Source organism: Pseudomonas sp. RIT-To-2 (assembly GCF_029623465.1).
In the GTDB taxonomy this organism is placed as follows: Bacteria; Pseudomonadota; Gammaproteobacteria; order Pseudomonadales; family Pseudomonadaceae; genus Aquipseudomonas; species Aquipseudomonas silvicola.
In genome coordinates this window covers 1-16078 of sequence record NZ_JAPYKM010000064.1, presented here as the reverse complement: position 1 = coordinate 16078, position 16078 = coordinate 1, and the positions used below count along the sequence as shown (strand labels likewise).

General features: G+C 65.3%; 17 protein-coding genes. 8 read left to right on the top strand and 9 right to left on the bottom strand.

The genetic code is table 11. The annotated features are described in order from the left end of the window. Nucleotides 1-78: 78 nt before the first annotated feature. Nucleotides 79-777, bottom strand: a complete 699-nt coding sequence (locus QBK88_RS29830; RefSeq protein ID WP_277964899.1) for a CerR family C-terminal domain-containing protein — start codon at nt 775-777, stop codon at nt 79-81. A gap of 100 nt (nt 778-877) precedes the next feature. On the opposite strand from QBK88_RS29830, the gene QBK88_RS29825 reads away from it, so the two are divergent. From QBK88_RS29825 to QBK88_RS29810, 4 genes are all read left to right on the top strand, one after another. Then, nucleotides 878-1984 (top strand): HlyD family secretion protein, encoded by a 1107-nt coding sequence (locus tag QBK88_RS29825; RefSeq protein WP_277964898.1) that lies wholly within the window; start codon nt 878-880, stop codon nt 1982-1984. Beyond that, nucleotides 1977-3539, top strand: coding sequence for an MDR family MFS transporter (locus QBK88_RS29820; protein WP_277964897.1), 1563 nt, complete (start codon nt 1977-1979; stop codon nt 3537-3539). Before QBK88_RS29825 ends, QBK88_RS29820 begins: the two co-directional genes overlap by 8 nt. Continuing rightward, nucleotides 3536-4960, top strand: coding sequence for an efflux transporter outer membrane subunit (locus QBK88_RS29815; RefSeq protein ID WP_277964896.1), 1425 nt, complete (start codon nt 3536-3538; stop codon nt 4958-4960). Before QBK88_RS29820 ends, QBK88_RS29815 begins: the two co-directional genes overlap by 4 nt. Nucleotides 4961-5055: 95 nt before the next feature. Next, nucleotides 5056-5532 (top strand): beta-carotene hydroxylase, encoded by a 477-nt coding sequence (locus tag QBK88_RS29810; protein ID WP_277964901.1) that lies wholly within the window; start codon nt 5056-5058, stop codon nt 5530-5532. Nucleotides 5533-5587: 55 nt separating this feature from the next. On the opposite strand, the gene QBK88_RS29805 is transcribed toward QBK88_RS29810, so the two are convergent. Next, nucleotides 5588-6448, bottom strand: a complete 861-nt coding sequence (locus tag QBK88_RS29805) for a LysR substrate-binding domain-containing protein (RefSeq protein WP_277964895.1) — start codon at nt 6446-6448, stop codon at nt 5588-5590. Nucleotides 6449-6555: 107 nt separating this feature from the next. Here QBK88_RS29805 and QBK88_RS29800 point away from each other — a divergent pair, with 107 nt between their 5' ends. Together QBK88_RS29800 and QBK88_RS29795 are read left to right on the top strand one after the other, a co-directional pair. Then, nucleotides 6556-6945 (top strand): tautomerase family protein, encoded by a 390-nt coding sequence (locus QBK88_RS29800; protein WP_277964894.1) that lies wholly within the window; start codon nt 6556-6558, stop codon nt 6943-6945. Further along, a complete protein-coding gene (locus tag QBK88_RS29795; protein ID WP_277964893.1) occupies nt 6942-7508 on the top strand; it encodes a DUF4865 family protein in 567 nt (188 codons plus the stop codon). The genes QBK88_RS29800 and QBK88_RS29795 overlap by 4 nt, the downstream gene beginning before the upstream one ends. A 29-nt stretch (nt 7509-7537) precedes the next feature. Here QBK88_RS29795 and QBK88_RS29790 read toward each other — a convergent pair whose 3' ends face one another. From QBK88_RS29790 to QBK88_RS29775, 4 genes are all read right to left on the bottom strand, one after another. Beyond that, nucleotides 7538-7867, bottom strand: a complete 330-nt coding sequence (locus QBK88_RS29790; protein WP_277964892.1) for a glycine zipper domain-containing protein — start codon at nt 7865-7867, stop codon at nt 7538-7540. A gap of 98 nt (nt 7868-7965) precedes the next feature. Further along, a complete protein-coding gene (locus tag QBK88_RS29785; protein WP_277964891.1) occupies nt 7966-8211 on the bottom strand; it encodes a hypothetical protein in 246 nt (81 codons plus the stop codon). A 434-nt stretch (nt 8212-8645) separates the two neighbouring features. Then, complete coding sequence (gene ppnN, locus QBK88_RS29780; RefSeq protein ID WP_277964890.1) at nt 8646-10022, bottom strand: nucleotide 5'-monophosphate nucleosidase PpnN; 1377 nt, start codon at nt 10020-10022, stop codon at nt 8646-8648. A 239-nt stretch (nt 10023-10261) separates the two neighbouring features. Then, nucleotides 10262-10825, bottom strand: coding sequence for a GNAT family N-acetyltransferase (locus tag QBK88_RS29775; protein ID WP_277964889.1), 564 nt, complete (start codon nt 10823-10825; stop codon nt 10262-10264). A gap of 193 nt (nt 10826-11018) precedes the next feature. On the opposite strand from QBK88_RS29775, the gene QBK88_RS29770 reads away from it, so the two are divergent. Then, a complete protein-coding gene (locus QBK88_RS29770; RefSeq protein WP_277964888.1) occupies nt 11019-12275 on the top strand; it encodes an OprD family outer membrane porin in 1257 nt (418 codons plus the stop codon). 105 nt (nt 12276-12380) lie between these two features. Here the strand turns inward: QBK88_RS29770 and QBK88_RS29765 are convergent, their stop codons facing one another. Continuing rightward, complete coding sequence (locus QBK88_RS29765) at nt 12381-14015, bottom strand: tannase/feruloyl esterase family alpha/beta hydrolase (protein ID WP_277964887.1); 1635 nt, start codon at nt 14013-14015, stop codon at nt 12381-12383. Between the two features lie 105 nt (nt 14016-14120). Between QBK88_RS29765 and QBK88_RS29760 the strand changes: the two genes are divergently transcribed. Beyond that, on the top strand, nt 14121-14603 hold the full coding sequence (locus tag QBK88_RS29760; RefSeq protein ID WP_277964886.1) for a DUF3237 domain-containing protein: 483 nt from the start codon (nt 14121-14123) through the stop codon (nt 14601-14603). Nucleotides 14604-14644: 41 nt separating this feature from the next. Here the strand turns inward: QBK88_RS29760 and QBK88_RS29755 are convergent, their stop codons facing one another. After that, complete coding sequence (locus QBK88_RS29755; RefSeq protein WP_158156948.1) at nt 14645-14950, bottom strand: ArsR/SmtB family transcription factor; 306 nt, start codon at nt 14948-14950, stop codon at nt 14645-14647. Between the two features lie 60 nt (nt 14951-15010). Beyond that, nucleotides 15011-16075: an alkene reductase gene (locus tag QBK88_RS29750; RefSeq protein ID WP_277964900.1), complete on the bottom strand. Its 1065-nt coding sequence runs from the start codon at nt 16073-16075 to the stop codon at nt 15011-15013. Nucleotides 16076-16078: the final 3 nt, after the last annotated feature.

Genomic DNA, 16078 nt, shown 5'->3' with positions numbered 1-16078 from the left:
CGATCGAGCGCCGCCCGCGCAGCGCACGATCTCAAGAGCACCATGGCGACAAAGACAAGCACTCCCCCCTGAAAATCCTCACCCCCGCTCTCGCACCAGCGCCTCCAGTGTCAACCGATTCTGCGACAGCAATATAGACCGAACAGTCTCCATTCGCGCCCGATCAATACTGTCCCACCCCAGCGCCCGCAGCACCGGCCGGCGCAATACCCGAAAAACCATTCCCTGGCTGTTGAACGCCAACGCCCGAATGATCGTCACCTCATCATCCGCGCCTCGGCCAGTCAAACGCCCCACGATGCCACGCGTGACGGCCCCCAGGCGCAGGTTGAGTCCCTGGTCCATCAAGTCGAATGCCGCGGGCGGCCCCAGGCCCGCTTGCTCGCGGGCCATGAACCGGCGCCAGTCGCTGGACTGGGGGTTGTCATGGATCAGTGCGACGAAGCCGCCCAGAATGGCCAGGTAAGCGTCGATCAGATTCGTGTCCGTCGCGCCCGGCGTCGCCAGCAAGGTTTCAGCATGGGTCACCACGCCGCTCAGTTGCGCCCAGATGTGAGTGAGAATGTAGTCGACGCAAGCGACGTACACGCCTTCCTTGTTGTCGAAGTAATACTGCAGCGCGGGGGCGTTGACCCCGGCTGCATTGGCGATATCGCGGGTAGACGCGCCCTCGAAACCGCGTTCGGCGAACAGCCCCACGGCAGCCTCGATGATGCGCTGGCGGGTCTCTTCGCCGCGCTGGTAGCCGCCTTCCTTTGCCGGTCGATGTCGTGCCATGTCAAAGCGCCTGTAAGAAGTCATCTGCAAAATATATCACTTGACATAAATTCGCCACCGTCACATTTTGTATCAACTGGAATATTTTGGAGCCCCCGGCATGTCCGTCGATCGTCCCCTCGGTCAGCAAGAACGCCTGTCCCCCGTGGCACAAACCCCTGATGAACCCCAGCGTGCCGGCCCACGCAAGGTGTTGCTGGGCCTTGGGTTGCTGATCGTGCTGGCGGCCCTGGTGTGGGGCGGCTACTGGTGGTTCCACGGCCGTTTCATTGAAAGCACCGATGACGCCTACCTGCAGGCCGACAGCATGACCGTGGCGCCCAAGGTGGGCGGCTACGTGACCGAGGTGCTGGTGGCCGACAACCAGACCGTCGGCATCGGCCAGCCGCTGGTGCGCCTGGATGAACGCAAATATCAGGCGGCCCTGGACGAAGCCCTCGCCACCGTGACCTCGCGCCAGGCCGATGTTGCCAAGGCCGAGGCCGACCTGGTGCAGCAGGACGCCAGCATTGCCCAGGCCCGGGCGGAGCTGGCGGGCGCCGATGCCGACACCCGGCATGCGCGCTCGGAGGTGGCACGTTATGCGCCCCTGGCCAAATCTGGCGCTGAAACCGAGGAGCGCCTGGCCGAGCTGAACAACAAGCTGGCACAGGCCAGCACCAGCCAGGCCGCGCGCCAGGCGGCCGTGCAGTCGGCGCAGACCCGGGTGGGCATTCTCAAGGCCCAACTGCAGCAAGCCCGTGCGCAACTGGTGGTGGCCCAGGCCAGCGCCCGCCAGTCGCAGCTGGACCGCGATGACACCACCGTGGTCAGCACCCTCGCCGGCCGTGTGGCCGACCGCAGCGTGCGGGTAGGGCAGTTCACCCAGCCCGGCACTCGGCTGCTGACCGTGGTGCCCGTGCAGGCGCTGTACCTGACGGCCAACTTCAAGGAAACCCAGATCGGCCACATGCGGCCCGGCCAGCAAGTCACCGTGCACGTGGACGCCTTGCCAGGCCAGGACCTGGTGGGGCATATCGACAGCCTGTCGCCGGGTACCGGATCGCAGTTCGCCCTGTTGCCGTCGCAGAACGCCACGGGCAACTTCACCAAGATCGTCCAGCGCGTGCCGGTGCGCATCCACCTGGACGTGCCCGATGACGTGCGCAACGTGCTGGTGCCGGGCCTCTCGGTGACTGTCGACGTGGATGTGCGCAGCCATGGCTGAGGTTATCGCTGCGTCGGCGCCACAGCCGGCCAATGCATCGCTCAGTGACTGGGTGGCCGTGGCCGCCGGTTCCCTGGGGGCGCTGCTGGCGACCCTGGACATCTCCATCACCAACTCGGCTCTCCCGCAGATTCAGGGCCAGATCGGCGCTTCCGGTACGGAAGGCACGTGGATTTCCACCGGCTACCTGATGTCCGAAATCGTCATGATCCCCCTGGCCGCCTGGCTGACACGGGTGTTCGGCCTGCGCCGGTTCCTGATGGGCAACGCGATTTTTTTCACCCTGTTTTCCATGTACTGCGGGCTGTCGACCACGCTGATGGGCATGGTGCTGGGGCGCATCGGCCAGGGTTTCGCCGGTGGGGCGATGATTCCCACCGCGCAAACCATCATTCGCACGCGCCTGCCCAGGCACCAGATGTCCGTGGGCATGTCGATCTTCGGCCTGACCGTGCTGCTGGGGCCGTTGATGGGGCCGGTGGTGGGCGGTTGGCTGACCGAGAACGCCAGTTGGCGCTGGTGCTTTTTCCTCAACCTGCCCATCAGCCTGGCGCTGGTGGCGTTGCTGTGGAGTGGCCTGCGCCCGGAAAAGGCCGACCTGCAGCAATTCATCAAGGCAGACTGGGTGGGTATCCTCGGCCTGACCCTGGGCTTGAGCACCTTGACCGTGGTGCTTGAGGAGGGGCAGCGCGAGCACTGGTTCGAGTCCCACATGATCGTCTGGCTGAGCCTGCTTTGTGTGGCCGGGTTCTTCCTGGTGGCGGTGGGGCAGGTATTCGCCAGGCGGCCGATCGTGCGCCTGAGCCTGCTGCGCAACCCGCGGTACGCCAGCGTTATCCTGATTGTCTCCACCGTGGGCGCTGCTATCTACAGCATCTCCTACCTGCTGCCCCAGTTCCTTGGCACGGTGGCCGGCTACAACGCCCAGCAGGCGGGCTCGATCATGCTGCTGTCGGGGCTCCCGGCATTCTTGCTGATGCCGGTGTTGCCGGCGCTGCTGCAGCGTTACGACGCCCGCTGGCTGGTGATCATCGGCCTGGTCATGTTCAGTGTCAGTTGCGCCCTGGACATCGGCCTGACCAGCGAAAGCGTGGGCCACGATTTCTACGGTTCGCAGCTACTGCGCGGTTTCGCCCAGATCCTGGCGATGATGCCGCTCAACCAGGCGTCCATGGCCGCGGTGGCCACCCATGAGGCCGGTGATGCGGCGGGGCTGTACAACATGGCGCGCAACCTGGGCGGCTCCATCGGCCTTGCGCTGATGGGGGTGATGATCGACCGTCGCGACAGTTACCACGATGCCATGATCCGCGAGTCGCTGACCGCCAACAGTACTCTTGGCCAGGACCACATGGCCGGTCAGACCGCCAGCTTTCTGATGCAGACCGGCGACCAGGCCTTGGCGCAGCTCAAGGCCACCGCGCAACTGGCCAGCCAGATCGCAGGGCAGGCCACGGTGATGACCTTCAACGAGTGCTTCTATTTGCTGGGCATCGCCTTGGTACTGTGCCTGCCTCTGGCCCTTCTCCTGAAAAAACCGGCGAGCCACCCATGACTCACAGAACCCTGATATCGGCCGTGGTGCTGGGCCTGCTGGCCGGTTGCACCGTCGGCCCCGACTACCACGGCGCACCTTCGGTCGCCGGCAAGACCCTGGCTGCCGGGCGGCTGCCGCACGCCGACGCCCAGGCGGACGCCACCCCGGCCGCGGCCGACTGGTGGCGCGGGCTGAACGACCCGCAGCTCGATGCGCTGGTTGAAGCGGCGCTCAACGACAGCCCGGACATTCACTCGGCCCTGGCCCGCTTGCGCCAGAGCCGTGCCGGACTGAGCGGCCAGCAGGCCGATGCCAGGCCCAAGCTCAGCGCCAATGCCACCAGCCTGCGCATGCGCTCACCTGACCTGTCGGCGCTGACCGGGGAGGACAGCGGTGGTGGGCGTGGCCCGGTGCAGTTCTACCTGGCCGACTTCGATGCCAGCTGGGAAGTGGACCTGTTTGGTGGCACCCGCCGCGCCATCGAAGCCGCCTCGGCCAGCGCCGACGCGTCCCAGGCCGACCTGGCAGACGCCCAGGTGCAACTGGCGGCCGAAGTGGTGCAGGCCTATGTCGACCTGCGCGACCGCCAGGCGCGCCTGGCCCTGGTGGACGCCACCGCGCAACTGGAAGCTCAGGTGCTGGACCTCACCCAGCAGCGGCGTGCCCGCGGCGTTGCCTCGCAGTTGCAGTTGGAGCAAGTGACCACGCAATTGCAGACCACCCAGGCCCAGCGCTTGCCCTTGCAGGCGCAGATCATCGAATCCCTGGATCAGCTGGCGGTGCTGTGTGGCCAGGAACCTGGCGAGCTGGATGCGCGCCTGGGCCAGCCGGCCGATCTGCCCAGTGTGCCTGCCAGCGTGCCGCTGGCGGACCCGGCCGCCATGCTCAAGGCCCGCCCGGACATCCGCGCCGCCGAGCGTCAGCTGGCCTCCAGCAATGCCCAGATCGGTGAAAAGAAAGCCGACTGGTTCCCCAAACTGTCGCTGATGGGCGACCTGGGGTTCAGCGCCGCCGAGCCGTCGCACCTGCTGCGCAAGGACAACGGCACCTGGCTGCTGGTCCCGCGCCTGACCTGGAACGCCCTGGATTTTGGCCGCGTGGCGGCCAGCGTCGACAGCGCCGAAGCCGGGCGCGACGAGGCTCAGGCACACTACCGCAGCGTGGTGCTGGGTGCCTTGCGCGACGCCGACACGGCGCTCGCCCGTTATGGCCATCAGCGCCAGAACGTGGTGTTGCTGCGTGACATCGAAGCCTCATCGGGGCGCGCCGCCAGCCTGACCCGCGAGCGCTACGACGCGGGTACGGCCAGCACCTTGGACTGGCTGGATGCCGAGCGCACGCGGTTCGATGCCGAACAGAACCGGATCAGCGGGGATGCGCAGTTGCTCAAGGATTTCGCGGCGTTGCATAAGGCGTTGGGGTTGGGGTGGCGGGTTTAGGGCGTGAGGTCGTGTATCAAGGCTACTCCACCCTGATGCAATTCAAAACCAACCACGCTATCCTCCCCCAATCCCTCTGCAAACCCCACCTGCCCATGATCGCCCACCTGCTCATCTTCCTCTGTACCCTGGTCGCCATGGAAGGCGTCGGCACGCTGGCGCACAAATACATCATGCATGGCCCCGGCTGGTGGCTGCATCGGTCGCACCACGAGGCGCACCTGGGCACGTTGGAAGCCAATGATGTGTACCTGCTGGTGCTGGCGCTGGCTGCCATCGGACTGATGGTGCTGGGCGATCCCGTGGTGCAGTGCATCGGCGCGGGGGCGGCGGCGTATGGGGTGATCTACGTGGTGTTCCATGACGGCCTGGTGCACCGCCACTGGCCGGTGCGCCCCAGCCCACGCCACCCGTACCTGCTGCGCCTGTACCAGGCCCACCTGATGCACCACGCCATCAAGGGCCGGCGTAACAGCGTGTCGTTCGGCTTTCTCTATGCGCCGTCCCAGGCGACGCTGAACGCGCAAGTGCAGGCCAGCGGCGGGCTCGTTCCTTCGGGCGAGGCGGTCTGACCTCGGTGGGCGCTGGCGCGCCAGCTCCTGCACCCCAATCCCACATCCAGCCCCATCAGATCGAGCCCAGGGCCTGCGCGGCCAGGTCCGCCAAGTAGGCCAGGGCAGCGCTCTCGGTTTCGCTGGCCCGGTGCAGACGGTAGCCCAGCGGGGCCACGTTCGGCAGGCCTTCCATCACCCGCAAATGCGCCGGCAAGCCCACCCGGGTGCGCAGGGTAATGCCCAGCCCGGCGCTGACGGCAGCCCACAGCCCTGCCACGCTGGGGCTGGTGAGGGCGATGCGCCAAGGGATATGCGCTGCATCCAGCGCCTGCAAGGCGGCGCTGCGTAACACGCACGGCGCGTCAAACAGCACCAGCGGCAGCGGGTTGTCGGCGCTGGCCGTGAACTGACGGTGGCCGGGACCGATCCAGTGGGTCGTGGTCTGGCCCAGGCGCGTCGACCACGGCGTGTTCGCGCCAGTGTCCCAGGTCAAGGCCAGGTCCAGCCGGGCGCTTTCCACCAACGGCAGCAATTCGGCGCTGCGGCCCAGGCGGATCTCCAGGCTGATGCCCGGGTAGACGCTGGTGAAGCGCTGAAGCACATCACTGAGCAGGCGCTCACCGAAATCCTCCTGCAAGCCCAGGCGCAGCGTGCCTTGGGCTTGCGTTGCACGCAGGTGGCCGAAGATCTCGTCATTGAGCCCCAGCAGGCGCCGGGCGTGCCCCAGCAGCAGCTCGCCCGTGGGCGTCAACGCCAGGCCCCGCCCCGACCGCGCAAGCACGGGGCTGCCGACCTGCTCTTCGAGTTTCTTCAGTTGCGCGCTTACCGCCGACGTGGAGCGGCCCAAGCGGTCGGCGGCCTTCGCGAAGCTGTCCAGTTCGACCCCGGTGACAAACGTACGCAGCACGTCCAGGTCAAAGGTTGGGTTACGCATGTTGATAATCCTGAATTTCCGAACTGTTGATCCTGATGAATCTGATATTCAGGACTATCGTCGCTGGGTACGGTGTACGTCGTCAACCGCCCACGCAAGGTCACGCCATGCCGTTCGTACGTATTTCCCTGCTTCAAGGCCGCTCTGCCGAGTATCTCCAGGCATTGTCCGACGGCATCCATCAGGCCATGGTCGACACCTTCGACGTACCGCCCAGCGATCGCTTCCAGATCATTCACCAACACGGGGCGGGGGAATTGCTGTTCGACCGCGATTACCTGGCGGGCCCGCGCAGCGAAGCCTTCACCCTGATCGCCATCACCGCGGGCAAGCCCCGCAGCAATGCACGCCGCCAGGCGTTCTACCAGACCCTGGTGCGGCGGTTGCACGCAAAGGTCGGCCTGGACCCCGAAGACGTCATGGTCGTGATTACCACCACGGCGGCCGAGGAGTGGTCGTTTGGCGGTGGGCGCATGAATGGGGGGACGGTGGCATGAACATAGCCATGCAATACAGCTTCGCGTTCGCCCCCGGACATGACATGTCGGCCATCGCCCGGCGTATCGAGGCCAAGGCCAGCCTGTTCGATCACTGGCCGGGCCTGCTCTTCAAGGCGTTTCTGGTGGCCGATGAACGCGATACCGACCTGCTGAGCGAACAGAACCTGTACGCGCCGTTCTACCTGTGGGCCGATGCCCAGGCCATGGCAGCGTTTCTGGCCAGTCCGGCCTTCGCCGGGGTCAGCGAGGCGTTCGGGCGGCCTGCGGTGGGCCAGTGGCTGACCGTGGCATCACAGTGGAAAGCGGACGTTGGCGTAGCCCGGTTTGCCAGTCGCGAGCAGGTCGCAGTACCTTTGGGGCGGGCGGTGGAAGAGGTACTGGAGGAGGAGCGGGCGGCCAGCCGTCTGCTGATGCAAGACCCGAGTGTGAAGGCGGTGGTGGTAGGCCTCGAGGCCCTGACCTGGACCCTGGTGCGCATGGTGTTTCATGCTCGGGCTCGGCTGGCGAAGGAGGGCACTCGGCAGTACCGCATGCTCCACCTGTCGAGCCCAGGCCTGTAGCAGCAATTACTTTGTGGGCGCCCGGGGTATCAGTAGCGTGGGCCGCCGTCGCCTTCGTGGCGGAAGTGCTCAGGCTGAGGGCCGTGGCCCGGGCCGCCATGCATCGGCGCCGGGGCAGGGCCTGGGCCGCCGTGGCCGTGGTCGTGGTGACCCTTGTGGTCATGGTCCAGCAGACTGGAGACGGCCACGCCCAGCACGCCACCGGCGACGCCGCCGATGACCGCGCCCTGAGTGCCGCCTACCTGGTTGCCGACCACGGCACCGCCGGCCGCGCCGACCACCGCGCCAACCACGTCGTTGGCCAGGGCGGCAGTGCTGCACAGGCTCAGGGAAAGTACCAGGGCGGAAAGAATGCGCATTTCATTAACTCGTTGAAAAGAGGCGCAATTCTGCGAAGCCGTTAATTGGATAGCAAGCTAATCAAGGTATCGGGATTATTACAATCCCCGGGCCTTGCTCAGGAGTGGGCGTTGGCGCGGGGTCCCAGCAGGTGAGCGACCAGGATGTTGTTCAGAAACCGGAACTGATCGTTGAGGCCCACGACTTCATTGCTGAAGTGGTGGCTGGCCTGAGGCATCAGCACCGAGCCGAAGCCATCGTTGGTAATCAGTTGCAGCGGGGCCTTGCGGGTCACTACGTTCTGCACGTAGTAGTTCTTGCCGAAACGAGGAAAGCTGACATTCAGGGTCACGGGTCGGATCATGGAACAGGCTCCGGGGCTTTGACAATGGGGGTGAGCTTCGGCTGCGGGCAGGTGAAACTCAAGTGAACGATTGTGCATGTACGCGCTGGTGGCTATCTGATTGCGCGGGCCATGTCCACGACGGGAAGCACGAACAGGTGCAGGGTGACGGCGGTCAACGCCAGGCAGGTGAGCAAATGAATCAGCATGTCGTGGCCTCCCGATACGTGGTGTATGGGGGCTATGGTACGCCGCTGGGGAAACGGCGGAAGATGATGCTCGCGATGGTGGTTATCAATGGAATCGATGGTGTGGCGCCACCCCTATGGGCAGCCGCCCTTTTGTGGGACCGGGCGAAGCTCGGGAAGAATACGCCGCGTGATGCCAGACGATCCGCGGTGCCGTCTTCCCGAGCTTCGCCCGGTCCCACAGCGGGGGCGATTTACCCCGTTGGTTCAGCGCACCACGCGATAGCACGGCACATACGCCGCGCCGCCGGGGAGCTTCATGCGGTGCTGTTCGACGAAGGCGTTGAGCAGCTTGTCCAGCGGCGCCATGATCTCGGGGTCGCCGTGAATCTCGTACGGCCCGTGCTGCTCGATCAGGCGAATGCCCTTGTCCTTGACGTTGCCGGCGACGATGCCGGAGAACGCCCGGCGCAGGTTGGCCGCCAGCTCATGGGGAGGCAGGGCGTGGCTCAACTGCAGGCTCGCCATGTTGGCGTGGGTGGGGTCGAAGGGGCGCTGGAAGCTTTCCTCGATGCGCAGCAACCAGTTGAAGTGGAAGGCGTCATTGCGCTCGCGGCGGAACAGTTTCACTTCCTTGAGGCCCTGGGTCATCTGCCGGGCCACTTCGGCCGGGTTATCGATGATGATCTGGTAATGGCGTTGGGCTGCTTCGCCCAGGGTAGCCCCCACGAAGGCGTGCAATTGCTCCAGGTATGGTGCCGCGCTTTTCGGCCCGGTGAGCACCACGGGGAAAGGCAGGCCGGCGTTGTCCGGGTGCATCAGGATGCCCAGCAGGTACAGGAACTCCTCGGCGGTGCCGGCGCCGCCCGGGAAGATGATGATGCCATGGCCGACGCGCACGAAGGCTTCCAGGCGCTTCTCGATATCCGGCAGGATCACCAGTTCGTTGACGATCGGGTTGGGTGCCTCGGCGGCGATGATGCCGGGCTCGGTAAGGCCCAGGTAACGGCCGCCGGTCATGCGCTGTTTGGCGTGAGCGATGGTGGCGCCCTTCATCGGCCCCTTCATCACGCCCGGGCCGCAGCCAGTGCACACGTCCAGCTTGCGCAAGCCCAGTTCGTGGCCGACCTTCTTGGTGTACTTGTACTCGTCACTGTTGATCGAGTGCCCGCCCCAGCACACCACCATCTTGGGTTCGACACCCGCACGCAGGGTGCGGGCGTTGCGCAGCAGGTGGAAGACGTAGTCGGTGATGCCCTGGGAAGTGCTCAGGTCGATGCGCGAGCTGTCCAGTTCGTTCTCGGTGTAGACAATGTCGCGCAGGGCGCTGAACAGCATCTCCCGGGTACTGGCGATCATTTCGCCGTCGACGAACGCGTCGGCCGGGGCGTTCAGCAGTTCCAGGCGCACACCGCGGTCCTGCTGGTGAATACGAACTTCGAAATCCTGGTAGGCGTCGAGGATGGTCTTGGCGTTGTCGATGTGGGCGCCGGTGTTGAGGATAGCCAGGGCGCACTGGCGGAACAGGGTATAGATACTGCCGGAACCGGCTTCGCTCAGTTGCTGCACTTCGCGTTGGGACAGGGTTTCCAGGCTGCCCTTGGGGCTGACGGATGCGTTGATTACGTGTCGTTGTTGAGTCATTGCACATTCCTTGAGAGCAATGGAGCCGCCTCGTGGGCCGGCTTCATTCAAACGTTCTGAATCCGGCCAGGCTGAGGCCGGTACTACCGCACGACAGAAAAGTGCCTCCTTGTTCGATCAGGTGAAGGATGCGTTTGAAAACACTGATAACCCGAGAGTGGCATCAATACTTCGGTTTATCAAATTTGTCCGCGGGCGACGGCCAGCGCGCTGGCGCAAGGCAGCCGCCAGTGCACGGCTCAGGGTTTGCGGCGCGGGCGCGAGACCACCGATTCGATGTTCTTGCGGCCGATCAACTGGGGGCGGGGCGCCTCCACGGCCAGCCATTTGTACATCACCAGGCAGTCCACCAGGCCCAGGCGCGCGTGCTGGTAGGCACGGGGCAGGCGCCCGACGGTGTCAAAGCCCAGTTTGGTCCACAGCGCCACGGCCACCTCATTGCTGGCCACCACCGAGTTGAACTGCATGGCCAGGAAGCCGCTGGCCCGGGCCAGTTGCTGGGAATGCTCGCACATCAACCGTGCCACGCCACGGCCACGGGCTGCCTCGGTGACCATGTAACCGCAATTGCACACATGGTTGCCGGGCCCGGCAGCGTTGGCCTTGAGGTAGTAGCTACCCAGCAGCACGCCGTCTTCCTCGGCCACCAGGGTGTGCAAGGGCAGCTCCAGCCATAGGTGGCGGGCCTGTTCCGCGCTCAGGGCCGGGTCGTAGGCATAGGTTTCGCGGGCCGCCGCCACGGCCTGGAACGTGGGCCAGAAGAGGTCGAAGTCGGCGGCGGTCATGGGGCGAATCTGGATCATGGCATTCCTTGGGCGTCGAGCGATGGGGCAGTTTACCAGCCTGGGCCGGGCAGGCTGAACACATAGCGGGCGATCAGCGAACAGTTAATGTTCGTAATGGTTAATATTGTTATGTAGTTGCATATGCTGAGGGGGCGTCGACCTTGCGCGACGCGTGTTCCGACAACAACAATAAAACGGAGTTACCCCCCTCATGGCACAGCCATTCTTGCCGCGCAGGCCTCGTTGCGCCTCCACCCTGGCCGTCACTCTGAGTGTCGGCTGCCTGGTACCCCCGGGGTGGGCACGTGCCGACGGCTTCATAGAGGACGCCACGGCGACCCTCAACACCCGCAACGCTTTTTACCAAGGCAATTTCAAGGGCAGTGATGCCAGTGTCGCCAAGCGCCAGGAATGGGCCGAGGGCTTCATCCTTCAAGGCGGTTCAGGCTTTACCCCGGGGGTCATCGGCGTGGGTGTCGATGTGATTGGCAAATGGGGCGTACGCCTGGACAGCGGGCGCGGCACGGCCGGTTCCGGGCTGCTGCCCAAGACCGCCAGCGGCGCGCCGGCCGAGTATGGGCGGGCGGGCGCGGCGCTGAAACTCAAGGGCTTCAATACCCTGGTCAAGGTCGGTGAACAAACCCCAAGCTTGCCGGTGGTGCGCACCAACGATGCGCGGCTGCTGCCGCAGACCTACGTGGGCACCACCCTGGTGTCCAACCCCGCCCAGTGGCTGACGCTGTACGGCGGGCGCCTGAATACCTTCAGCAACCGCGACTCCACCGACCAGGAGAAGCTGCACATGCATGGCAGCAGCATCACCGGGGACCATTTCGACTACCTGGGCAGCGAAATTCGCGCGGTGGACGGGCGCTTGCAACTGGCTTACTGGCACGCGGAACTCAAGGACATCTATGCCCAGGACCTGTACCGTTTTACCTATGACCAACCCATGGGCACGGGCGTGTGGCGCCTGGACACGGGCCTGTACGTGAGCACCGAGCAGGGCCAGGCCAAGGCAGGCGATCTGGATAATCGCGCGCTGTATGGCGGCCTCAGTTGGCGCCAGGGCGGGCACACCTGGTTGCTGGGGCTGCAGCGGCTGTTTGGCAAGGATGATTTCGTTGGTTTGCAAGATAGCCCTACGGTGATGACCAACCACGTCAACAACATCTTCGGCTACGCCCATGAGCGCTCCTGGCAGGTGCGCTACGACTATGATTTCGCCGCCAGCGGCGTGCCAGGGCTGACCGCCACGGCCAAGTACGTGCATGGCTGGGACGTGCAGCGCAGCAATGCGGTGGACGGCCACGAGTGGGAACGCGACTTCAACCTGCGCTATGTGGTGCAGTCCGGCCAGTGGCGCGACCTGAGTGTGTCGTTGAGCCTCTACAGCCTGCGCTCGACCTTCCAGAGCAGCCTGGACGAAACGCGGTTCACGGTGGGCTACCCTATCCGTTTGTTCTGAAGGCAGGCCGCAGTGGACGGACCCGGCCGCGTCGGCGGTGCATGCGGTGTGCCTGCTGCTGCACGGCGTTGGTGACGCGGCCTGGTCCGCTGCTGCAAGGCTGCGTCAGGGCTCCTGGCAGGCGAATGCCGCCGCATCCTGCGAATCACCCTTGCCCATGAAATGCGCCTCCTGAGGGTAGGCGCACAGCGGTCGGCTACGCCCCGGGAATGCGCTGCCACGGGCCAGCAGTCGGGCAGGCGCCTGCTGCTTGTCTTGCCAGGTTTCCATGGCGGTCAGCGGGTCGAAATCGTCCAGCGCCGGCCCGTCGCCGCAGTGGGTCATGCCCGGAACGATGAACAGCCGTGCCCAGGGCTCGACTGCCGCGCGGCCCCCGTTGTCATGGATCAATTGCGCCCAATAGCGGCGCAGGTCATTGGCCGAGAACACCGGGTCGCTGTTGCCCTGCACCACCAGCAGCTTGCCGCCCGCGGCGGTGAAGCTGGAGTACAGGGTGGCCACGGCATCGTTGATGGCGGCTGTCTGTGCCGTTGATTGGACCGCCTGGTCGAAATCGAAGGTCAACAGGTCCAACCGAGGCTGGGCCGGAGTCATGAAATACAGGCCCAGGGACCCGGGCGTCAGGGTAGCGTTGCGTGCATCGGGCTTGTCACCGGTGGCTTGCCCGAGTTTCCAGACACGCCAGCCATCCGAAGCAATACCCGCGTCCCACGGCCAATCGCTGTATAGCGCCTGGCCATGGCTGTCATGGGCGCCGTTGAACACTGCGTGCAGCGCTTCGACCTTGGCCGGGGACAGGCAGCCCTGGGCCTGGCCGGTTTTGCACGTCAGCACCGCAGGGTCGAAGCGGCAGCGGCTCATGGCGTCGATGCTGCCGTCCTTGAGCCCGTCCTGGGCATCGCAGCGCTCCAGCACCGCCTTGGCCACCAGGTCCTGGTCGGCCTGTGTCAGTGCCTGGGCCAATATCGCCTGGCCGTCGGCAGTGCGCGGTGCGGCGCGGCTGAACGCCTGGGTGTCCCAAGCCTGGGCCACAGCGGCGCGGCTCAGGCGCAGGCCTGGGTTGCCAGCGATGATGCCGTCGAACTGGGTGGGAAAGCGCTGCGCGGCCATCAGTGCCGAGCGCCCGCCGTTGGAGCAGCCCATGAACACGCTATGGGCCGGGGCCTTGCCGTAATAGCTGAAGATCAACGCCTTGGCCTGGGCGGTAACCGTGCCGATGGCGGCGTAGGCGTAGTCCAGACGTGCCTGCTGGTCGAGGCCGAAGCGGGCGTCGCTGTTGTCCTTGCCGCTGTGCCCGGAGTCAGTGGCCACCACCGCGTAGCCACGGTCCAGGGCTGGCAGCGCGCTGGCACCGCGCAACGGGATGGCGCCCAGCGCCTGGCCGACCACACCGTCCATGCCACCACCACCCTGGAACAGAAAGCGGCCGTTCCATGGGCTGGGCAGGCGCAATTCGAAGTGGGTGCCGTAGGGCTGGCCATCGGCCCCGGTGCGTGCGCCGATGACGCCTTGCACCAGGCAGTGGGCGGGCATCGCCGCCTTGCTCAATGCGGCGCCGGTCAGGGCCGCACGGCCTGGGTTGGCCTGCGGTAACTGGCCAGCGGCTACCCACTGGTGCAGGTTCAGGGTGACGGCTGGGTCGTTGCTGGCCAGGGCAGCGCAACGTTGCTGGTCATCGGCATGGGCCACGGCCATGCCCAGCAGCGTGAGCGTGAAAACAGGGGCGAGAGTTCGCTTCACCAGGAAATTCCCTTTGTTGTTGTGATGGGAGAGCTAATATGGTTAATACTATTAACCAGTTTTTCGGTCAAGCCGATCCCATTACAAACACAAAAGGAAGTGCCCATGCGCCGTACCGCTCTACTGCTGACCCTGACCTGCATGCTCCCTGCCGGGTGGACCGAAGCCGCGCCGACGCTGGAACCGGTGTACGAAGCGACCATCGACATCGCCCCGGGCCAGTCCCTGGGCAAGGGGCCGTTGGGGGAGCGGTTCAAGGTGCCGATCACTGGCGGGGAGTTTCACGGCCCTGGCTTGCAGGGCAAGGTGCTCGCAGGGGGGGCCGATCGGCAGTTGCTGCGAGCTGACGGGGTCAAGCAGTTGGATGCGCTGTACGACATGCAAACCGAGGACGGAACGCTGCTTACCGTGCGCAACCAGGTGCTGGTGCATGGCAGTGATGGGGGGCGGTATGCGTTTTCGACGCTGACCATTCAGGCGCCGGAAGGGCCTTACGCGTGGTTGAACAAGGCGGTGTATGTGGGCAGCCTGACGAGCCTGAAGCCGCAGCGTGAGGCGGTATTGGTCAAGGTTTACCGCGTGCAGTGAGCCCTGTCCCACACGATGGGAACACTGCCGCGGTAACACGCTCAGATCAACGCGCGCAGCGCCTGCTGGAAAGCTTCGATGTTCTGCTCATGGCGCTTGTAGTAGGTCCAGGGCCCGATTCGCTGCGAGGTGACCAGCTGCGCACGCTGCAGCGCCGCGAGGTACAGCGATACCGTGGACTGCGAGAGGTTGGCGCGGGCCTGGATGATGCTCACGCACACGCCGACCTCATCGGGGTTGACCTGTTGTTCGGGGAAGTGCTTGCTCGGCTCTTTCAGCCAGCCGAGGATCGCCAGGCGGGTCGGGTTGTCGAGGGCCTTGAGGGCTTCGCTGATATCGATGCTCATAAATCACACAATCGGGTAATCCGGCGATTTTACGACACTTGGGCCTGGCGCGTCAGGGGTTTAGTCGCAATGGGCGGGGTAGTCGATGTAGCCCACCTCGGTGCCGCCATACATGCTGGCGCTGTCCAGCGGGTTGAGCGGCAGCCCTTGGGCCAGCCGCCGAGGCAGATCGGGGTTGGCGATGAACGGGCGGCCGAAGGCGATCAGGTCCGCCAGCCCTGCGTCCAGGACGCGGTTGCCGCGCTCGGCCGTGTATTTGCCAGCATAGATAAGGGCGCCGCTGAAGGTGTCCCGTACCTGCTGGCGAAAGTCGTCGGGCAGGGCGGGGGCGTCATCCCAGTCGGCTTCGGCCAGGGACAGGTAGGCAATGCCGATGTCTTCCAGCACGCCGATGGCTTGCAGGTAAGTGTCGCGCGGGTCTTCCTCGACCAGGCCCAGGTAGACACGGGCTTCGTCGGTGCTCTCGAACAGTGGCGAGAAACGCACGCCCAGGCGCTCCTTGCCGACCACCGCGGCCACGGCCTCGGTCACTTCGCGCAGGAAGCGCAGGCGGTTGGTCAGCGAGCCGCCGTATTCGTCGTCGCGCTGGTTGCTGTGGGCGGAGATGAACTGGTTGATCAGGTAGCCGTTGGCGCAGTGGATTTCCACGCCGTCAAAACCAGCGTCCAGCGCGTTGCGGGCAGCCTTGGCATAGAGCTGCACCAACTCGGCGATCTCTTCGCGGCTCAAGGCCCGTGGGGTGGACGGTGGGCACAGGGTGCCGGTGCCAGGGCCGGTTTCGATGAACACGCTGACGCCGCTGGCGGCGATGGCCGAAGGGGCCACGGGCGCATCGCCGTTGGGTTGCAGCGAGGTGTGCGAAACCCGGCCCACATGCCACAGCTGAGCGAAAATGATGCCGCCTTCAGCGTGAACGGCGTCGGTGACCTGGCGCCAGCCTGCCACCTGTTCCGGGCTGTGGATGCCGGGGGTCCAGGCGTAGCCCTGGCCGCGCGGTTCGATCTGAGTGCCCTCGGTCACCATGAAACCGGCGCTGGTGCGCTGGCGGTAGTAGGTCGCCATCAAGGCATTGGCGATGTTGCCGGGCTGGGTGCTGCGCGAGCGGGTCAGTGGGGGCAGCACGATGCT